The sequence below is a fragment of the Pseudomonas silensiensis genome, assembly GCF_050434865.1.
In the GTDB taxonomy this organism is placed as follows: domain Bacteria; phylum Pseudomonadota; class Gammaproteobacteria; order Pseudomonadales; family Pseudomonadaceae; genus Aquipseudomonas; species Aquipseudomonas fluorescens_W.
This window is the reverse complement of sequence record NZ_JBNDJH010000001.1, coordinates 344,414-359,798: the sequence shown is the minus strand read 5'-3', so window position 1 is coordinate 359,798 and position 15,385 is coordinate 344,414. Positions and strand designations below refer to the sequence as shown.

Here is a 15,385-nt window from a genome sequence, read left to right as displayed (position 1 = left end):
TGTTATTAGCCGGAGCCTGCCTGGAGGCGTGGCGACCGTTGATGGGTTCAGTGTAAAAACCGCATCCGCTCGCCACTATTGGGGCGTGCAGCCCCTCGGCTAAAGAAAACCCCTAGCCCGCCCCCCGTTACCTCTGAGCGCATCCCCACACGCAAGACGGTATAAAACGCCATACTTCCACTTTCACCCCTAGTGGAACTCTCCGCCTCCAAGGGTTGCGCGATGTATCTGCCTAAACCGAACGACTTTTACACCCTCATTGAAGCCATGCCGTTGTGCATCATTCTTCATGACGCACAAAGCAAGGAGATTCTCTGGGCCAACGCCGCGGCCTTGAAGGCGCTCGGCTTTACCTTGGAAGAACTTACTCCGCTAAAAGCCCCGGACATGACCCGCGACGCGCCGAAGTACCGCCGCTCGGTAGGTTTGCGTTGGCTGGAGGGCGCCGCGCGCACTGGTCAGCGCGCCATCGAGTGGTGTTATCGGTCCAAACAAGGGGTGGAAATTCTGTCCGAGGCGGTCGCGACCCTGGTGAATCTGGATGACCGCGATGTGCTGATGGTGCAATTCCGTGACATCTCCAAGGAAGACAAGGTCAAGCGCGACCTCAAGCGTTTCGAAAGTCGGCTCAAGGCGTTTATGCAGGACCTGGCCGAGGGCGTGGCGGTGCTCGGCCCGCAAGGTGATATTCGTTTTATCAGCGATTCAGGCGCGCACTTGCTCCATAGCGAAGAAGACGCGCTGATCGGCGAAAATTTCCTCGCCTGGTGCGACGAGCCTTCGCGCCTGCGCCTGCTGCACCAGATGGCCAGCGAACAACCGGAGCACGCGCCCTTCAGCGTGCACTACCACGTGCAGCGGCGTGACGGTGAGTGGCGCTGGCATGACGCGACGTGCCGCTATATCGAGATTGAAGACGACCTGATCGGCCATCTGCTGCTGTTCCGCGACGTCACCGAGCAAGTCCGCGCCGAAGAAGCACGGCGCGTCAGCGAGCAAAAGCTCGAATACCTGGCGCGCTACAACGCGATGGGCGAAATGGCCGTGGCCATCGCTCATGAACTGAGTCAGCCACTGGCCGCCACCCGCAACTTCATCGAAGGCGCGGTGATTCGCCTGGGCAACGTTGAAACGACTGAACAAGGCGTCGCCTGGGGTTTGCAAAACGCCGTGCGACAAATCGAGCATGCCTCGTTGATCATCAAAAGCGTGCGCGATTACGTGGTCAAGCTGGAGCAATCCGAAGAGCTGATCGACCTCAATGAGCTGCTGCGCGAAACCCGTTACTTCATCAGCCTGCGCGCCGCCCCAAGCTTGATCAACGTCGAGATTGTCACCAGCCCTGAACCGCTGCTGGTGAGTTGCGAGAAAGTGTTGATCGGCCAGGTCATCCTCAACCTGGCCTTCAATGCGATTGAAGAGATGAGCGATCTGCCCGTCGAACGGCGCCTGCTGCGCATCCATGCCAGCGCCGACAAAGAGGTCGCATTAGTGAGCATCGAAGATTGCGGTCGCGGTATTCAAGCGGAGGCGCAAGAGAAGCTTTTCGACGGCTTCTTCTCTTCCAAGGTCAGCGGTAACGGCATCGGCCTGGCCCTGTGCAAAAACATCATCGGCCGTCACCGTGGCGATATCTGGGCGCAAAACCTCGAGCCCTGCGGCGCCGTTTTCACCTTCTCCCTTCCCCTCGCTCGCTAAAAACAACGTCAAAAGATCGCAGCCTTCGGCAGCTCCTACAGGGACCGCATTCCCCTGCAGGAGCTGCCGAAGGCTGCGTTTTTTTATCCTCAATGAGACTGGCACAGACACACAAACACTTGGCAGCCACAACAATTCTTCGGTTTTCCCGTCGAGGCAGAATCGAACTGCAAAAATCTGCCACTGCACCCGCGATGTGCAAGAACAATAATTCAGGGAGTTCCCCCTAATGCGAGCCACCAGGATCACCGTACAGTCAGGGCTGAGTCTCAGCCTGCTGGTACTCGGTTTGAATCATGCCAGTGCTGATCTGCCCGCTGACACGATCGGCCAGACCACCTTGGCGTTTCCCGCTGAAGCACACCGAGCGTTCATCATTGATGTTGAATTCGAGAGTTTCGTGGCGGGCCGTGTCACCGTGGTCGACCCTGACAAAAAACGCGTCCTCGGCATGGTGCCGACCGGCTTTGCCGCCCCCTCGACGCTGAGCCATGACCGCAAGACGATCTACAGCGCCGACATCTTCTACTCCCGTGGTACCCGCGGTACGCGTACCGATGTGCTGACCGCCTGGGACAGCTCGACCCTGTCGCCGGCCTGGGAGCTGTTGATTCCGACCAAGCGCGCCGAATCCCTGACCCAGCGTTACTCGCTGAAGCCGAGCGGCGATGACCGTTTCGTCTACGTCTACAACTTCACCCCTTCGACCTCGGTGACCGTGGTCGATACCCAAGCCAAGGCCGTCACCAGCGAAATCGCGATTCCGGGTTGCGTGCTCAACTACCCGATCGGCAACCGCCGTTTCGCCTCGCTGTGTGGCGACGGCAGCTTGCAGGTGGTCACTCTCAATGAGCAAGGCCTGGAAGCCTCGCGCAGCCGCACGCCGTTTTTCGACCCGAACGCGGAAAAACTGGTGGAGCGCGCCGTGAACGTCGGCGACACCTATTACTTCACCACCACAACGGGCACCGTGCGGCCGGTGGATTTTGCCGGTGAAGCGCCAAAAATCCTGCCGTCCTGGTCGTTGACCACTGACGAGGAAAAGAAAGCCGGCTGGGCTCCGGGTGGTTGGCAGCTGATGGCCGTCGCGCCGAAGCTGGACCGTTTGTACGTGCTGATGCACGACGCCCACGAACCCATGAAGTGGGAAGACCCAAGCCCGCTGATCTGGGCCTTTGACCTCAAGACCCACAAGAAACTGGCGACCCTGCAAGCACCGGTTCCGGTGTGGAGCATGCAAGCGACCGGCGACGACAAACCGCTGTTGCTCGGCACCGACGTGGAAGGCGGCTTGCAGATCTTCGACCTCAAGACCAACACGCTCACCGGCAGCATGCCGAAAGTCGCGAAAACGGCGACTCAGGTTCTGAGCTACTAACGAGGTTCGGCCATGCACACAGATCCGATCTTCATCATTGCCAGCGCACTCGCTATTGCCGTGTTGCTGGCCAGTGCCGCGACCAACAAGGTGCGGGCGCCGGCACGTTTTGCCAAGCAACTGGCTGACTACCAGCTACTGCCCGATTCGCTGGTGCGCCCGAGCGCCCGGCTGATTCCAGTGCTTGAGCTGGTGATTGCCTTCGCGCTGCTGGTTCCGGCCTGCCGTTCATGGGCTGCACTAAGTGCCGCCAGCCTGATCGCGCTGTATGCCACCGCCATTGGCATCAACCTGTGGCGCGGCCGTCGGGATATCGACTGCGGCTGTGCCGGCCCGGATCAGGCGCAGCCACTGCGCCCGATTCTGCTGCTGCGCAACAGCGTACTGGTGGGGCTGGCGCTGCTGGCCAGCGTGTCGCCCATCGTCCGCGACCTGAACGTTTTCGACGGCTTTGTGACCGTCGCCGCCAGCAGCGTCGCGCTGCTCATTTACGCCGCAGCCGATGGCTTGCTGGCGAACTCCCCTCTTCTGCTCAAACTGATTGGTAGGTGATCAATGGAAGGCTTAATCGTTTCCAACGTTCTGCTCTGGATGCTGCTGCTGGCCGTGGCGTTTGTCGTCATGGGCCTGGTTCGGCAAATTGGTGTGCTGCACGGCCGACTGGCCCCGGCCGGTGCGCTGATGGTCGACAAAGGCGTGGCCGTCAACGAGCCCGCGCCGCAAGTCACCGCGACCGACCGTCACGGTCGCCCGGTGAACTTCGGCTATGCCGGTGAAAAATCTCAACTGCTGTTCTTCCTCTCGCCGACCTGCCCGATCTGCAAATCCCTGCTGCCGGCCATTAAATCCATCGCCCGGGAACAGGCCGATCGTCTCGACGTGGTGTTCATCAGCGACGGCGACATGGACGCTCAGCAAGCGCTGATCCGCGAGCACAAACTGGACGACGCCACTTACGTGGTCGGCCCGCAAGTGGGCATGACCTATCAGATTGGCAAGCTGCCTTACGCTGCGCTGATCGACAAGGCCGGCACCCTGCGCGCCAAAGGCCTGGTCAATTCCCGCGAGCACCTGGACAGCCTGTTCGAAGTCGAGCACCTGAAAAGCGCCACGCTGCAGGACTACCTGAACAGCCAACCTCACACGCACGACCACAGCCACGGCCATAGCCACTGATTAAGGCAGGGAGACTTTTATGAAACTGCTGGATCTGTTGTTTGAGCGCTCGGCTCGCCGTGTCGCCGACACCACCTCTCGACGCAAACTGCTCGCGCGCATGGGTTCCTTGATGGTCGCGGGTGCTGCGCTGCCCCTGCTGTTGCCGCTGGATCGCACCAGCAAAGCCCTGGCCGCCGATAACCCGAAAGCCGGCGACCCGGGTGATCCGAACAGCTGCGACTACTGGCGCTATTGCTCCATCGATGGCTTCTTGTGCAGCTGCTGCGGGGGCTCGGTCACGTCCTGCCCGCCGGGCACGGAAGCGTCGCAAGTCACCTGGATCGGCACCTGCCGCAACCCGGCCGACGGCAAGGACTACATCATTTCGTACAACGACTGCTGCGGTAAGCAAAGCTGCGCCCAGTGCGCGTGCACCCGTAACGACAGTGAAGAACCCGCCTATCGCCCGTTCAACAACAACGATGTGAACTGGTGCCTGGCCGCTAAATCGCACATCTACCACTGCACCGTTTCGATCATCCGCGGCGTCGCGGTTTAACGCGCATTTGCCGTCGGTTGCTCGCGCAATCGGCGGTTTTTTTTTGTGTTTGTGAGCTGTTTTTTTTGTTCATTGTTACCGACAACAAGAAAAAGGTGCTTGTCATGCGTAGGTTGCTATTGCTCGGTCTTGTCTGCGTCATGACCGCCCCGCTCGTTTATGCCAGAGCCATTCCCAACCCGGCGCAGCGTCATGCTCCGGGCAACGAAGAACTTCAAAAACCCATTTCCGAGGCGGGTTACGGTGTTGGCGTGAACTACCAACTGCAATGCGCCGGTTGCCATCTGGGTGATGGTATGGGGTCCCCCGCCAATGACACGCCTCGGCTACAGGGGTTTGTCGGCAATTTTCTGAAAGTACCGGGCGGCCGCGAATTTCTCGTGCGTGTGCCCGGTATGTCACAGTCCGCGCTTAACAACGCGCAGTTGGCCGACTTACTCAACTGGTTAATGCGTGAAGACGGCATGGCTGGCAAAAGCACCCCCGCGCACTACCAGCCTTACAGCGCCGAAGAAGTCTCCGCGCTGCGCCAAAAAGCCATGCTCAACCTCCCGGGCACCCGCGCCGAATTGATAAAAGAGATGCGCGCGCAAGGCATTGCGATTGAAGACGGGATGAGTTACTGATTTCGGCACAGAGCAAAAGGTTTTTGGCAAGAATCAAAAAGAATCCATCCACCATTTGTAGCAAAGTGCAGGTGTGCCTCTCCTCGGCTCGCCTGAAGGAACTCAGAAATGTTCGCCTCCGTTGCGCTGCTTAAAAGAAAACCACTTGCCCGGCTCGCGCTGGCCATTACCTTGGGCACCCTCGGCTTGCCTTGCTGGATGTCCAGTGCCCATGCTCACGGCGGTCACGCCGAAATGGTGCCATTGCAATCGACCCTTGAGGACTTCGGCGCCACGGTCAAATGGGACGACTATTCCGACCTGTTCGTGATTGCCAAGGACGGTGTCTACCTCAAGGTCAAACCGGGTAGCAAGGTGGCCGTGCTCAACGGCAAACGGATGGAGTTGTCAGTGCCGGTGGTGTTCAAAGGCAAGACGGCGTTCATGTCCAAGGACTTCATCAACCAGGTCTTCCAGTCCGGCCTGGACAAGACGTTTGTCGTCGAGACCCGCCCTAACCCGCTCAACCCGCTAAGCGCCGACGAAATCAAGGCGGCGGTGGAGGTCGTCAAGCATTCCGCCCACTACAAGCCCGGCTTTCGCTTCACCGAAGTGTCCGTCAATGAGCCACCCAAGGCTCAGGTCTGGAATTTCGTCTACACCGGCCAGAACGTCACCCAGCCTCGCCAGGCCAATATTGTGGTGCTCGATGGCAAGCATGTGATCGAGGCGCTGGTCGATCTCGACAGCAAGACACTCAAGTCATGGAAATCCGTCGAAGGCGCTCACGGCATGGTCTTGCTGGACGACTTCGCGACCGTGCAGTCGGCCGTAGAGACGAGCCCCGAATACGCGCAAGCACTGGCCAAGCGTGGTATCACCGATGTCAAAAAAGTCGTGGCCACGCCATTGACCGTCGGTTACTTCGACGGCAAAGACGGTCTGGCGCAGGATAAACGCCTGCTGAAAATCGTCAGCTACCTCAATACCGGTGATGGCAACTACTGGGCGCACCCGATCGAGGGCCTGGTGGCGATTGTCGATCTGGAGCAGAAGAAGCTGATCAAGATCGAAGATGAGGCCGTCATTCCGGTTCCGATGAAGCCGACACCCTATGACGGGCGTGGCCGCAAAGGCACACAGGTCAAGCCGCTGGAGATCATCGAGCCGGAAGGAAAGAACTACACCATTACCGGCAACAGCATTCATTGGCAGAACTGGGACTTCCATGTTCGCCTCGATTCGCGGGTCGGCCCGATACTGTCGACGGTCACTTATGACGACAAGGGCAAGAAACGCAAAATCATGTACGAGGGCTCGCTGGGCGGCATGATCGTGCCTTACGGCGATCCCGACGTCGGCTGGTACTTCAAGGCTTACCTGGATTCGGGCGATTACGGCATGGGCACGCTGACCTCGCCGATCGCGCGCGGCAAAGACGCCCCGGAAAACGCTGTGCTGCTGGACGCCACCATTGCGGACTATACCGGCGCACCGACCTCGATTCCGCGCGCAATGGCCGTGTTCGAACGCTACGCCGGCCCGGAATACAAACACCAGGAGATGGGCCAGCCCAACCTCAGCACCGAGCGTCGTGAGCTGGTGGTGCGCTGGATCAGCACCGTCGGCAACTACGACTACATCTTCGACTGGGTCTTCCAACAGAACGGGACCCTCGGCATCGATGCCGGCGCCACCGGTATCGAAGCGGTCAAGGGTGTGAAATCCAAAACCATGCATGAAGCCACGGCCAAGGAAGACACCCGCTACGGCACCCTGCTGGACCACAACATCGTCGGCACCACCCACCAGCACATCTACAACTTCCGTCTGGATATGGATGTGGACGGTGAAAACAACTCACTGGTTGAAGTGAACCCGGTGGTGGTCGCCAACGACCGTGGCGGACCGCGGAGCAGTACGATGCAGACCGAGCACAACGTGGTCAGCACCGAACAGCAAGCCGCGCAGAAATTCGACCCTTCGACCGTCCGCTTGATGACCAATTTCAGCAAGGAAAACAAAGTCGGCAACCCGGTTTCCTATCAGCTGATTCCGTATGCCGGCGGTACTCACCCGGTGGCCAAGGGTGCCAACTTCGGCAAGGACGAATGGCTCTATCACCGCCTGAGCTTCATGGACAAACAACTGTGGGTGACGCGCTACAACCCGGACGAGAAATACCCGGAAGGTAAATACCCGAATCGCTCGGACAAAGACTCAGGCCTGGGACAGTTCACTCACGATAACCAGTCCATCGAAAACACCGACGATGTGGTCTGGCTGACCACGGGCACCACGCACATCGCGCGGGCTGAAGAGTGGCCGATCATGCCGACCGAGTGGGTGCATGTGCTGTTGAAGCCGTGGAATTTCTTCGATGAGACACCGACGCTGAACCTCAACGCCCCGCAGTAATGGGGTCATGCACAAAAACCTGTGGGAGCGGGCTTGCTCGCTCCCACAGTGGGTTAGCGTGACGTCAGCTGGATCTCTTGCAGGCTTCCTGCGCAATTACTGGACCACAATCTTCCCGATCATCTGCGGATGCAGCACACAAAAATACTCAAACTCCCCCGGGGTGTTGAACACCCAGGAAAAACTGTCATTGGTATCCAGCGCCCCCGAGCGAAACGCCTTGTGGGTTTCCGACACCGTGTGCGGAATCTGATCGTCGTTCACCCAGGTCACTTTGGTGCCCACGGCCACATTCAAATCCTTGGGGCTGAACATGAATTCCTTGATGTCGACTTTCACTTCCTGCGCCCATGTCGGCATCGACAGCATCAGGCCGATCACGGCCAACAGTCGCGTGTTCATTCCTCAGCCCTCCCCTAAACCAGTGTCGAATCGATCAGCGCCAGCGGATGATCTCCCTGGGTCGCGCGCACATCGGTGATCCCCAGATAATTGCGCAGTTGATCAGCCGCCACGGTCATGGGCCCCGGTGCTGGCGCCGTACCCGGTGCGGGTTGTGGATAGGCGGTGCCGCGGGCGGTGTGGAAGGTGATGTTGCCTTCGACCTTCTGGATCACCTGATGGATATGCCCGTTCAACACCGTCACCGAACCGTACTTGCGCAGCATCGCAATCGCCTGATCGCCATCCTCGGTGCCCCAGCCCCACGGCTGATAAATCGTCCACAACGGAATATGGGTAAACACCACGATGGGCGTGCTGCTGGTCACGGCGCGCAAGTCATCGGCCAGCCAGGCCAGTTGATCGGCACCGAGGGTTGCTTCATGCCCGGCCTGGAAGTTGAAGACATTCACCAGTGCGATGAAATGCACACCGTGATCATCGAAACTGTACCAGCCATTGCCTTTGGTGCCCTTGCCGTAGCGCTCCAGGTAGAGCTTGCCGCCGCCCTCGTCGAGGGTGTCGTGCTCGCCCGGTACGTAATGCACGGTGGACGGCAGGCCTTTGAGCAACTGCGCGGCGGTGTCGAACTCTTCGGGTTTGGACAGGTGCGTGATGTCGCCGGTGTGCAGGATCAGCGACGGCCGTTTTGGCAGCGCGATGACCTTGTCGATCGCCACCTGCAAAGTCTTGAGCGGCTCAGGGTTGGCCTCCTTGTTGAAGCCGATGTGCGAGTCGCTGATCTGCACGAAGTGAAACGTACTGGCCAGTGCCTTGGGGTCGGTGACGTTGCCTGCCTCATCCATCGCGAAGGCCCGGGGAATGCCGCCGCTCAGGGCCCAGATCACCCCGGCACCGGCCCACGCCGAGCACTTGAGCAGCGTACGGCGGTCAGGGTTCAACGGACCGTCGGTGCGGCGTTGATGTTTTGCATGAATGTCCATCGGTATGCCCTCTCTGGCGAACTACAGTGATGTAGCTGACACGAGGTACAACCTTGCGAAACCGGGGTTTATTCCGCGCCGGAAAATAAATTTTTCTCCGGGAATAAAACACGGCGACTCACAGTTATAGGGGTGGGACGGTGCGGGAATCACTATGAAGCGATTTGAGGAACTGATTGCGCCCCATCTGGACGCCGCCTACAACCTCGCGCGCTGGCTCACGGGCAACGACAGCGCCGCGCACGATGTCGTGCAGGAAAGTGCGCTGCGCGCTTTCAGGTTTTTGCAGCGTTTCGCCGATGGCAACCCCAAGGCCTGGTTCCTGACCATCGTGCGCAACGAAAGCTACACCTGGCTCAAGGCCTCGGCCGGGCACCGTTGGGTCGCTATCGGCGACGAACTCCCCGAAGACTACGCAACGCTGAGCCACAGCCAGACCCCGGAATTGCAAGCGATCCACACGGAAAACGCCGCGCTGATCCAGCAAGCGCTGTGCGCCCTGCCGCCGGTGTTTCGCGAGGTGATTGTGCTGAAGGAGCTCGAAGACATGCCCTACAAGGACATCGCCCTGGTGGTCGACATTCCCATCGGCACCGTCATGTCGAGACTGGCCCGGGCTCGCGCCATGCTCAAGCTCGAACTGATGAAGTTGCACGATCATGAATAAACTCGACTGCACGGTTTGCCAGACGCTGATCCATGGCTATCTGGACCAGGAACTTGATCCGCCGATGGCTGCGCAGGTGGCCGGGCATTTAGCCGCGTGCGACGAGTGTGCTCGGTTGCACGATCAGGCACGGCTGCTGAAGGTCAGCGTGAAACGCCAGGCCCCGTATTATCCGGCGCCGGTGGCGTTGACTGATAGCGTACTGGCCGCTGTTGCGCCACGGCCTCGCGCTGTCGAACGCTGGCGAAAATGGCTCGCACCGGTTTTTTCAGCGGCGGCGCTGGCCTTGGCGGTGGTGCTGTATGTGGTCACGCCGGGCAGTGAACAACCGTTGATGGATGAGGCGGTGTCGAGCCATGTCCGCTCATTGATGGGCGAGCATTTGAACGATGTGGTTTCGTCCGACCGGCACACCGTCAAGCCCTGGTTCACCGGCAAACTCGACTTTTCGCCGCCGGTATTCGATTACTCGGCACAAGGGTTTGCGCTGTTGGGCGGGCGGCTGGATTACCTGCAACATCAGACCACTGCGGCGCTGAGTTACGGGCGGGCCAGGCACATTATCAATGTGTTCATACTGCCCACGCCGGAGGCGGACACGCCCCGGCAGAGCCAGACCATTCGCGGCTTTAACGTGGTGTCATGGCAGGCCAGCCACATGCGCTTCGTGCTGGTTTCCGATCTGGAGAAAAGTGAACTGGAGGCGTTCAGCCAGTTGCTCAAGCCGTAGCCCTTCTTTACCCCTGTGGGAGCGGGCAAACCCGCCCCCACAGGGTCTGCGTGTATCAAGGGAACTATCAGGCGCACTTTTTGCGGTACTCACCGGGTGAAATGCCGAAGCGTGCTTTGAACGCGGTGGAAAAGTAGCTCGAATCCGAAAACCCCCACGAATACCCCAGCACCGACAGCTTCTGCTCCATGCCCGACTGGCGCAGGGATTCAGCGCACAAATCCAGTCGGCGATTCTTGATATAGCGCGCGACCACCAACCCCTTCTTGGCAAACATCCGATAGAGCCCACGGGTCGACATGCCGACCTCCCGTGCCAGCCATTCCGGGCAGAGGTCTTCCGAGCGGATATGCGCATCAATAACGCCCAAGGTCTTGCGGAAGATACGTTCATGCACATCACTGCCGTCTTCGGCATGACTGATCGCCGGGCGCAGCAGGCTGACAATGGCCTCCAGGGTCGCTTCGCTTTCTTGCCGGCTGAGGTTTGTCTGGGACGTGGCATCCAGGATCAAGCGGTGAGACAGCATCGCAATGGGCGATGTCGCGGCAATCCGGTGACCGCATTTGACCTGATTGAAGCGCAGGGTGTGCTCAACCAGTTGCGACGGCAGAATCAGCGACAATTGCCGGGAGTTTTCACTGTAGGTGAAGTCGCTTGGGCGCGAAGCGTCGATCAGCGTGATGTCACCGGCCGAGAGTAAAACCTTGTTGTCACCCTGGGCCATGCCGGCCGTGCCGTCGAGCTGAAACACGGCAAAGTATTTCCCGCCCTCGCCGGCAGCGACTTCCCGTGGCGTGCGGAACAGTCGAGCCTGACAGGCATCAACAAAACTGAGTTTCAGCGCGCCGTCCTGGTGTTCCCGGATATCGCCGGCAAACTCAGCGCCCAGAGGTTGCGCATTGAAGGCGCCACAGATCTGGTTGATCTGATGAATCCACTGATCAAAGCCATCACGGCGCTGTGCAATTGAAGAAATCATGTCGGGCCTCACGCAGGCTTATTTTTATTGTCTACGCCAATCCACAGGTTCTCCTGAACAGTCATTCTCCCTGAACGTTGACGGGCTACTTGAGCCCGCCAAACCGCCGATAGAAACTTTCACCGACGTCCGGCAACGGGCCATCGGCGGTTTCCAGCGCAGTGTTCAACCATTCTTCGGCTTTGGCGTAGATCAGCCGGTAAATGTTGCGGCACAACTGGCGGGCGGCCCGACCTTCCCAATCACCGGGCAACAACTCGTCCGGCAATTGCGGGTCGCGCAACAGCAATTTGCGGTACTCGTGAATAAGCAGAACCCGTGCCAGGAAGCAGTCGGAGGGTTCGAGGTTCTCTTGCTCGCGAAGCGCTTGCCAGAGCGGTCGGAACAGCTGAATGAACTCGCTGTAATGGGTCGCCAGCTCTTCGATGTTCCAGCTCTCGCGCACCTGCAAACGCAGGGCCTTGGAGGCCAGCACGTCCTGCGCGGTGGTTTCAAAGACGATGGTCTCTTCCTGGGCGCCGAGGTCGAGCAAGGTGGCGTTGAGGTCGGTACGGTCGCTGCGTGGACAGGCCAACACGGCCGGTGAGATCGCACCAAAACCTTGCCACTCGAGTTCTTCGCGCACTTGTTTGCGCTTGTCCTGAGTCAGTTGCGTGAGCATCACCAGGCACCAGGAGCCATCCCACGCCGGCACGGTAGAGCTGTAGACCCGCTTGAAAGCCTTGTCGAAACGCCGGCGACCGGTGCCGGTCAGGCTGTAGTAGCTGCGGCGCCCGACTTTCTCGGCGGTCAGCCAGCCTTCCTTGGTCAGACGGAAGATCGAGGTGCGAATCAGCCGCTCGTTGATGCCGATGGGCTCGAGCAATTGAATCAGGCTGCCCAGCCAGACCGTTCCGCCGTGGGGTTCGATGGCATCGCCGTATAACGTGATGATCAAGGAACTGGCGCGGATCGGCGTCTGCTCCTGGAAGCGGGTAATCAGATGGTTCAATGGTGTCAGGGACGACATGGGCGTACCGAGCTAAAAAAAGAAAAGGAATATACCGGTTTCATAAAGCTCACACGTACCCCTGTAGCAGCTGCCGAAGGCTGCGTTCGGCTGCGCAGCAGTCGCTAAATCCAGGCATGCGGTGATTCAGGATGATTGAGTCGTCTGAATGGCGACCGCTTCGCGCTCGAACGCAGCCTTCGGCAGCTGCTGCAGGTTCTTCAGCGTTCATAGCATGGTGCCCTTGGGCCGCAAGCCGCTGTCGCTGATACGTGGGCGATCGGGTTCCGGTTCGGTCAGCGGCTCGCAGACTTGCATCTGCTCAAGGCAACGCTTGGCCAGTTGCTGATATTCACGAGTGCCTGCCTGCTTCCATGACACTTCCTCATCGCTGAGGCTGCGCTTGACGCTGGCCGGTGCGCCCATCACCAGTGACTGCTCCGGGCATGCGAATCCGGCTTTGACGAAGGCTGCTGCCGAGACGAATGAGCGAGGGCCAATCCGCGCGTTGTCCATCACCACCGCATTCATGCCCACCAGGGCATCGGCGCCGATCCGGCAACCGTGCAACACCGCGCCGTGACCAATATGGCCGTTGCGCTCCACCACCGTGTCGCTGTCCGGAAAGCCGTGCATCACGCAGGTGTCCTGCAGGTTGGCGCCCTCCTCCAGCACGATCCGGCCAAAGTCCCCGCGCAGACTGGCCAACGGCCCGACATAGCAATGGGGGCCGACAATCACGTCACCGATCAGGACGGCCGACGGATGAACGTAAGCAGTGGGATCAACCACCGGGGTCAAGCCATCGAGGCTGTAGCAAGTCATGGGACGTTCCTTTAAGCGCAATGCCGGGTGTATTTGCAAAGCGATGCCGATATGGGGCCATTTTGTATCACATCGCTTTTACCAGCACAAAGACAAAAATCCGTATCACTTAATAACGATCTTTGAAAAAGGTCCGGCAACACGTCTGGCGCAAGCATCCGAGCCAATAAAACCGGCGATATCCCGCTGCAAAGCCTCCTCATAAAGCTCTCGCCCAAACACCAGCCACTCATCAATAAGACACATTAAATCTATTTTAGTGTTGTGTTTTCGTATCACGTTGTAGGTATACTCAGGCAAAACCGGCCCACCGCGCCGATCCAATAATGAGCCGGCATTACAGCCGAGCGTGCACCGTGAGGGCATCCGCCATGCCTCTAACCCTTGCTGTCGAGTTCATCGAGCCGGGCGTCCGCCTGATTACCCTGCAGCGCCCACAAGCGCTGAACGCCCTGACCACCGAATTGCTCGGTGAACTGGCGGACGAACTCAACGCCGCGCAGGCCGATCCCGACACCCGCGCCGTGGTCCTGACCGGCAGCCGAAAAGCCTTCGCGGCCGGCGCCGACATCAAGGAAATGGCCGAACGCGATCTGGTCGGCATCCTCGACGACCCACGCCAGGCGTCGTGGCAGACCATCACCCGTTTCAACAAACCGCTGATCGCCGCCGTCAACGGCTTCGCCCTGGGCGGTGGCTGCGAACTCGCGATGCACGCCGATATCATCATTGCCGGTGAAGATGCGCGCTTCGGCCAGCCGGAAATCAATCTCGGGATCATGCCCGGCGCCGGTGGCACCCAACGCCTGCTGCGCGCCGTCGGTAAATCCATGGCCATGCAGATGGTCCTGACCGGCGAGGCGATCGACGCCCGCCAGGCCCAACGTGCCGGCCTGGTCAGTGAAGTGACCCAACCGGAATTCACCGTCGAACGCGCCCTGCAAATCGCCCGCAGCATTGCCGGCAAGGCACCGCTGGCCGTGCGTCTGGCCAAGGAAGCGCTGCTCAAGGCGATGGACACCGACCTGGCCAGCGGCCTGCGCTTCGAACGCCATGCCTTCACCGTGCTGGCCGGCACCCGCGATCGTGATGAGGGCATCCGGGCCTTTCAGGAAAAGCGCACGCCGGCTTTCACCGGGCAATAACCCGGTCCACCCCAATAAATAAGAAGCGAACGACCTCTCAGAGAGCGCCATGACCATGAACTTCGAACACATCCTGTTTTCCGTCGAGGCCGGCGTCGCCCTGCTCAGCCTCAATCGTCCGGACCAACTCAACAGCTTCAACCCGCAGATGCATGGCGAAGTGAAGGAAGCGCTGAAACAGGTCCGCCAGAATCCGGACGTGCGCGTGTTGCTGCTGACCGGTGAAGGTCGCGGTTTCTGCGCCGGGCAAGACCTCAGCGACCGCAATGTCGCGCCGGGCAGTGCCGCGCCGGATCTGGGCGAGTCCATCGAGAAGTTCTACAACCCGCTGATCCGCCAATTACGCGACCTGCCGATGCCGGTGATCTGCGCGGTCAATGGCGTGGCAGCCGGGGCCGGGGCCAACATTCCGCTGGCCTGCGACTTGGTGCTGGCGGCGCGCTCGGCGAGTTTTATCCAAGCCTTCTGCAAGATCGGGCTGATCCCTGATTCCGGTGGCACCTGGACCTTGCCGCGCCTGGTCGGCATGGCCCGCGCCAAGGCCCTGGCCTTGCTGGGTAATCGCTTGAGTGCCGAGCAAGCCGAGCAATGGGGACTGATCTACCGTTGCGTGGATGACGCGGAACTGCGCAATGAAGCCCTGACGCTGGCTCGTCATTTGGCCACGCAACCGACTTACGGACTGGCACTGATCAAGCGCAGCCTGAACGCCAGCCTGAGTAATACGTTTGACGAACAGCTGGAGCTGGAAAGAGACCTGCAGCGTCTGGCCGGGCGTAGCGAGGATTACCGTGAAGGCGTCAGCGCCTTCATGGAAAAACGCAGCCCAAGCTTCAAGGGGCGCTGA

Annotated in this window: 17 protein-coding genes; 11 read left to right on the top strand and 6 right to left on the bottom strand. The window is 59.8% G+C overall.

Translation table 11 applies throughout. The features are described 5' to 3' along the window. The first annotated feature begins 222 nt into the window (after window positions 1–222). The 7 genes from QF010_RS01535 to tynA all read left to right on the top strand — a co-directional run bounded on the left by QF010_RS01535 (window position 223) and on the right by tynA (window position 7,816). Window positions 223–1,698, top strand: a complete 1,476-nt coding sequence (locus tag QF010_RS01535) for a sensor histidine kinase (protein ID WP_429532411.1) — start codon at window positions 223–225, stop codon at window positions 1,696–1,698. A 229-nt stretch (window positions 1,699–1,927) separates the two neighbouring features. Then, window positions 1,928–3,076: an amine dehydrogenase large subunit gene (locus QF010_RS01530; protein ID WP_429532410.1), complete on the top strand. Its 1,149-nt coding sequence runs from the start codon at window positions 1,928–1,930 to the stop codon at window positions 3,074–3,076. Window positions 3,077–3,088: 12 nt separating this feature from the next. Next, window positions 3,089–3,628, top strand: a complete 540-nt coding sequence (locus QF010_RS01525) for a MauE/DoxX family redox-associated membrane protein (protein ID WP_429509634.1) — start codon at window positions 3,089–3,091, stop codon at window positions 3,626–3,628. Between the two features lie 3 nt (window positions 3,629–3,631). After that, window positions 3,632–4,252 (top strand): methylamine dehydrogenase accessory protein MauD, encoded by a 621-nt coding sequence (gene mauD, locus QF010_RS01520; RefSeq protein WP_429509633.1) that lies wholly within the window; start codon window positions 3,632–3,634, stop codon window positions 4,250–4,252. Between the two features lie 19 nt (window positions 4,253–4,271). Next, a complete protein-coding gene (locus QF010_RS01515) occupies window positions 4,272–4,793 on the top strand; it encodes a methylamine dehydrogenase light chain (RefSeq protein WP_033062059.1) in 522 nt (173 codons plus the stop codon). A 104-nt stretch (window positions 4,794–4,897) separates the two neighbouring features. Further along, window positions 4,898–5,419, top strand: coding sequence for a cytochrome C (locus tag QF010_RS01510; protein ID WP_429509632.1), 522 nt, complete (start codon window positions 4,898–4,900; stop codon window positions 5,417–5,419). A gap of 108 nt (window positions 5,420–5,527) precedes the next feature. After that, entirely contained in the window at window positions 5,528–7,816 is a 2,289-nt protein-coding gene (tynA, locus tag QF010_RS01505; protein WP_033062057.1) for a primary-amine oxidase, read from the top strand. Window positions 7,817–7,912: 96 nt separating this feature from the next. On the opposite strand, the gene QF010_RS01500 is transcribed toward tynA, so the two are convergent. Then, window positions 7,913–8,218 carry a cupredoxin domain-containing protein gene (locus tag QF010_RS01500; RefSeq protein WP_033062056.1) on the bottom strand — a complete coding sequence of 102 codons (306 nt, stop codon included), beginning with the start codon at window positions 8,216–8,218 and terminating at the stop codon, window positions 7,913–7,915. 14 nt (window positions 8,219–8,232) lie between these two features. Then, window positions 8,233–9,201: a metallophosphoesterase family protein gene (locus QF010_RS01495; protein WP_033062055.1), complete on the bottom strand. Its 969-nt coding sequence runs from the start codon at window positions 9,199–9,201 to the stop codon at window positions 8,233–8,235. Between the two features lie 154 nt (window positions 9,202–9,355). Between QF010_RS01495 and QF010_RS01490 the strand changes: the two genes are divergently transcribed. Then, entirely contained in the window at window positions 9,356–9,868 is a 513-nt protein-coding gene (locus QF010_RS01490) for a sigma-70 family RNA polymerase sigma factor (protein WP_429532409.1), read from the top strand. After that, window positions 9,861–10,598 (top strand): anti-sigma factor family protein, encoded by a 738-nt coding sequence (locus QF010_RS01485; protein ID WP_429532408.1) that lies wholly within the window; start codon window positions 9,861–9,863, stop codon window positions 10,596–10,598. Before QF010_RS01490 ends, QF010_RS01485 begins: the two co-directional genes overlap by 8 nt. Window positions 10,599–10,665: 67 nt before the next feature. Here QF010_RS01485 and feaR read toward each other — a convergent pair whose 3' ends face one another. The 4 genes from feaR to QF010_RS01465 all read right to left on the bottom strand — a co-directional run bounded on the left by feaR (window position 10,666) and on the right by QF010_RS01465 (window position 13,693). Further along, the gene (gene feaR / locus QF010_RS01480; RefSeq protein WP_429532407.1) at window positions 10,666–11,580 is read right to left on the bottom strand and encodes a transcriptional regulator FeaR; all 915 of its coding nucleotides are present in this window, start codon (window positions 11,578–11,580) and stop codon (window positions 10,666–10,668) included. Between the two features lie 85 nt (window positions 11,581–11,665). Next, on the bottom strand, window positions 11,666–12,589 hold the full coding sequence (paaX, locus tag QF010_RS01475) for a phenylacetic acid degradation operon negative regulatory protein PaaX (protein WP_033062050.1): 924 nt from the start codon (window positions 12,587–12,589) through the stop codon (window positions 11,666–11,668). Between the two features lie 207 nt (window positions 12,590–12,796). Next, entirely contained in the window at window positions 12,797–13,393 is a 597-nt protein-coding gene (gene paaY, locus QF010_RS01470; RefSeq protein WP_033062048.1) for a phenylacetic acid degradation protein PaaY, read from the bottom strand. Window positions 13,394–13,498: 105 nt separating this feature from the next. Continuing rightward, on the bottom strand, window positions 13,499–13,693 hold the full coding sequence (locus QF010_RS01465; RefSeq protein ID WP_429532406.1) for a hypothetical protein: 195 nt from the start codon (window positions 13,691–13,693) through the stop codon (window positions 13,499–13,501). Window positions 13,694–13,764: 71 nt separating this feature from the next. Between QF010_RS01465 and paaF the strand changes: the two genes are divergently transcribed. Both paaF and paaG read left to right on the top strand, forming a co-directional pair. Continuing rightward, window positions 13,765–14,538, top strand: a complete 774-nt coding sequence (gene paaF / locus QF010_RS01460) for a 2,3-dehydroadipyl-CoA hydratase PaaF (protein WP_429532405.1) — start codon at window positions 13,765–13,767, stop codon at window positions 14,536–14,538. Between the two features lie 55 nt (window positions 14,539–14,593). Next, entirely contained in the window at window positions 14,594–15,385 is a 792-nt protein-coding gene (gene paaG / locus QF010_RS01455) for a 2-(1,2-epoxy-1,2-dihydrophenyl)acetyl-CoA isomerase PaaG (RefSeq protein ID WP_429532463.1), read from the top strand.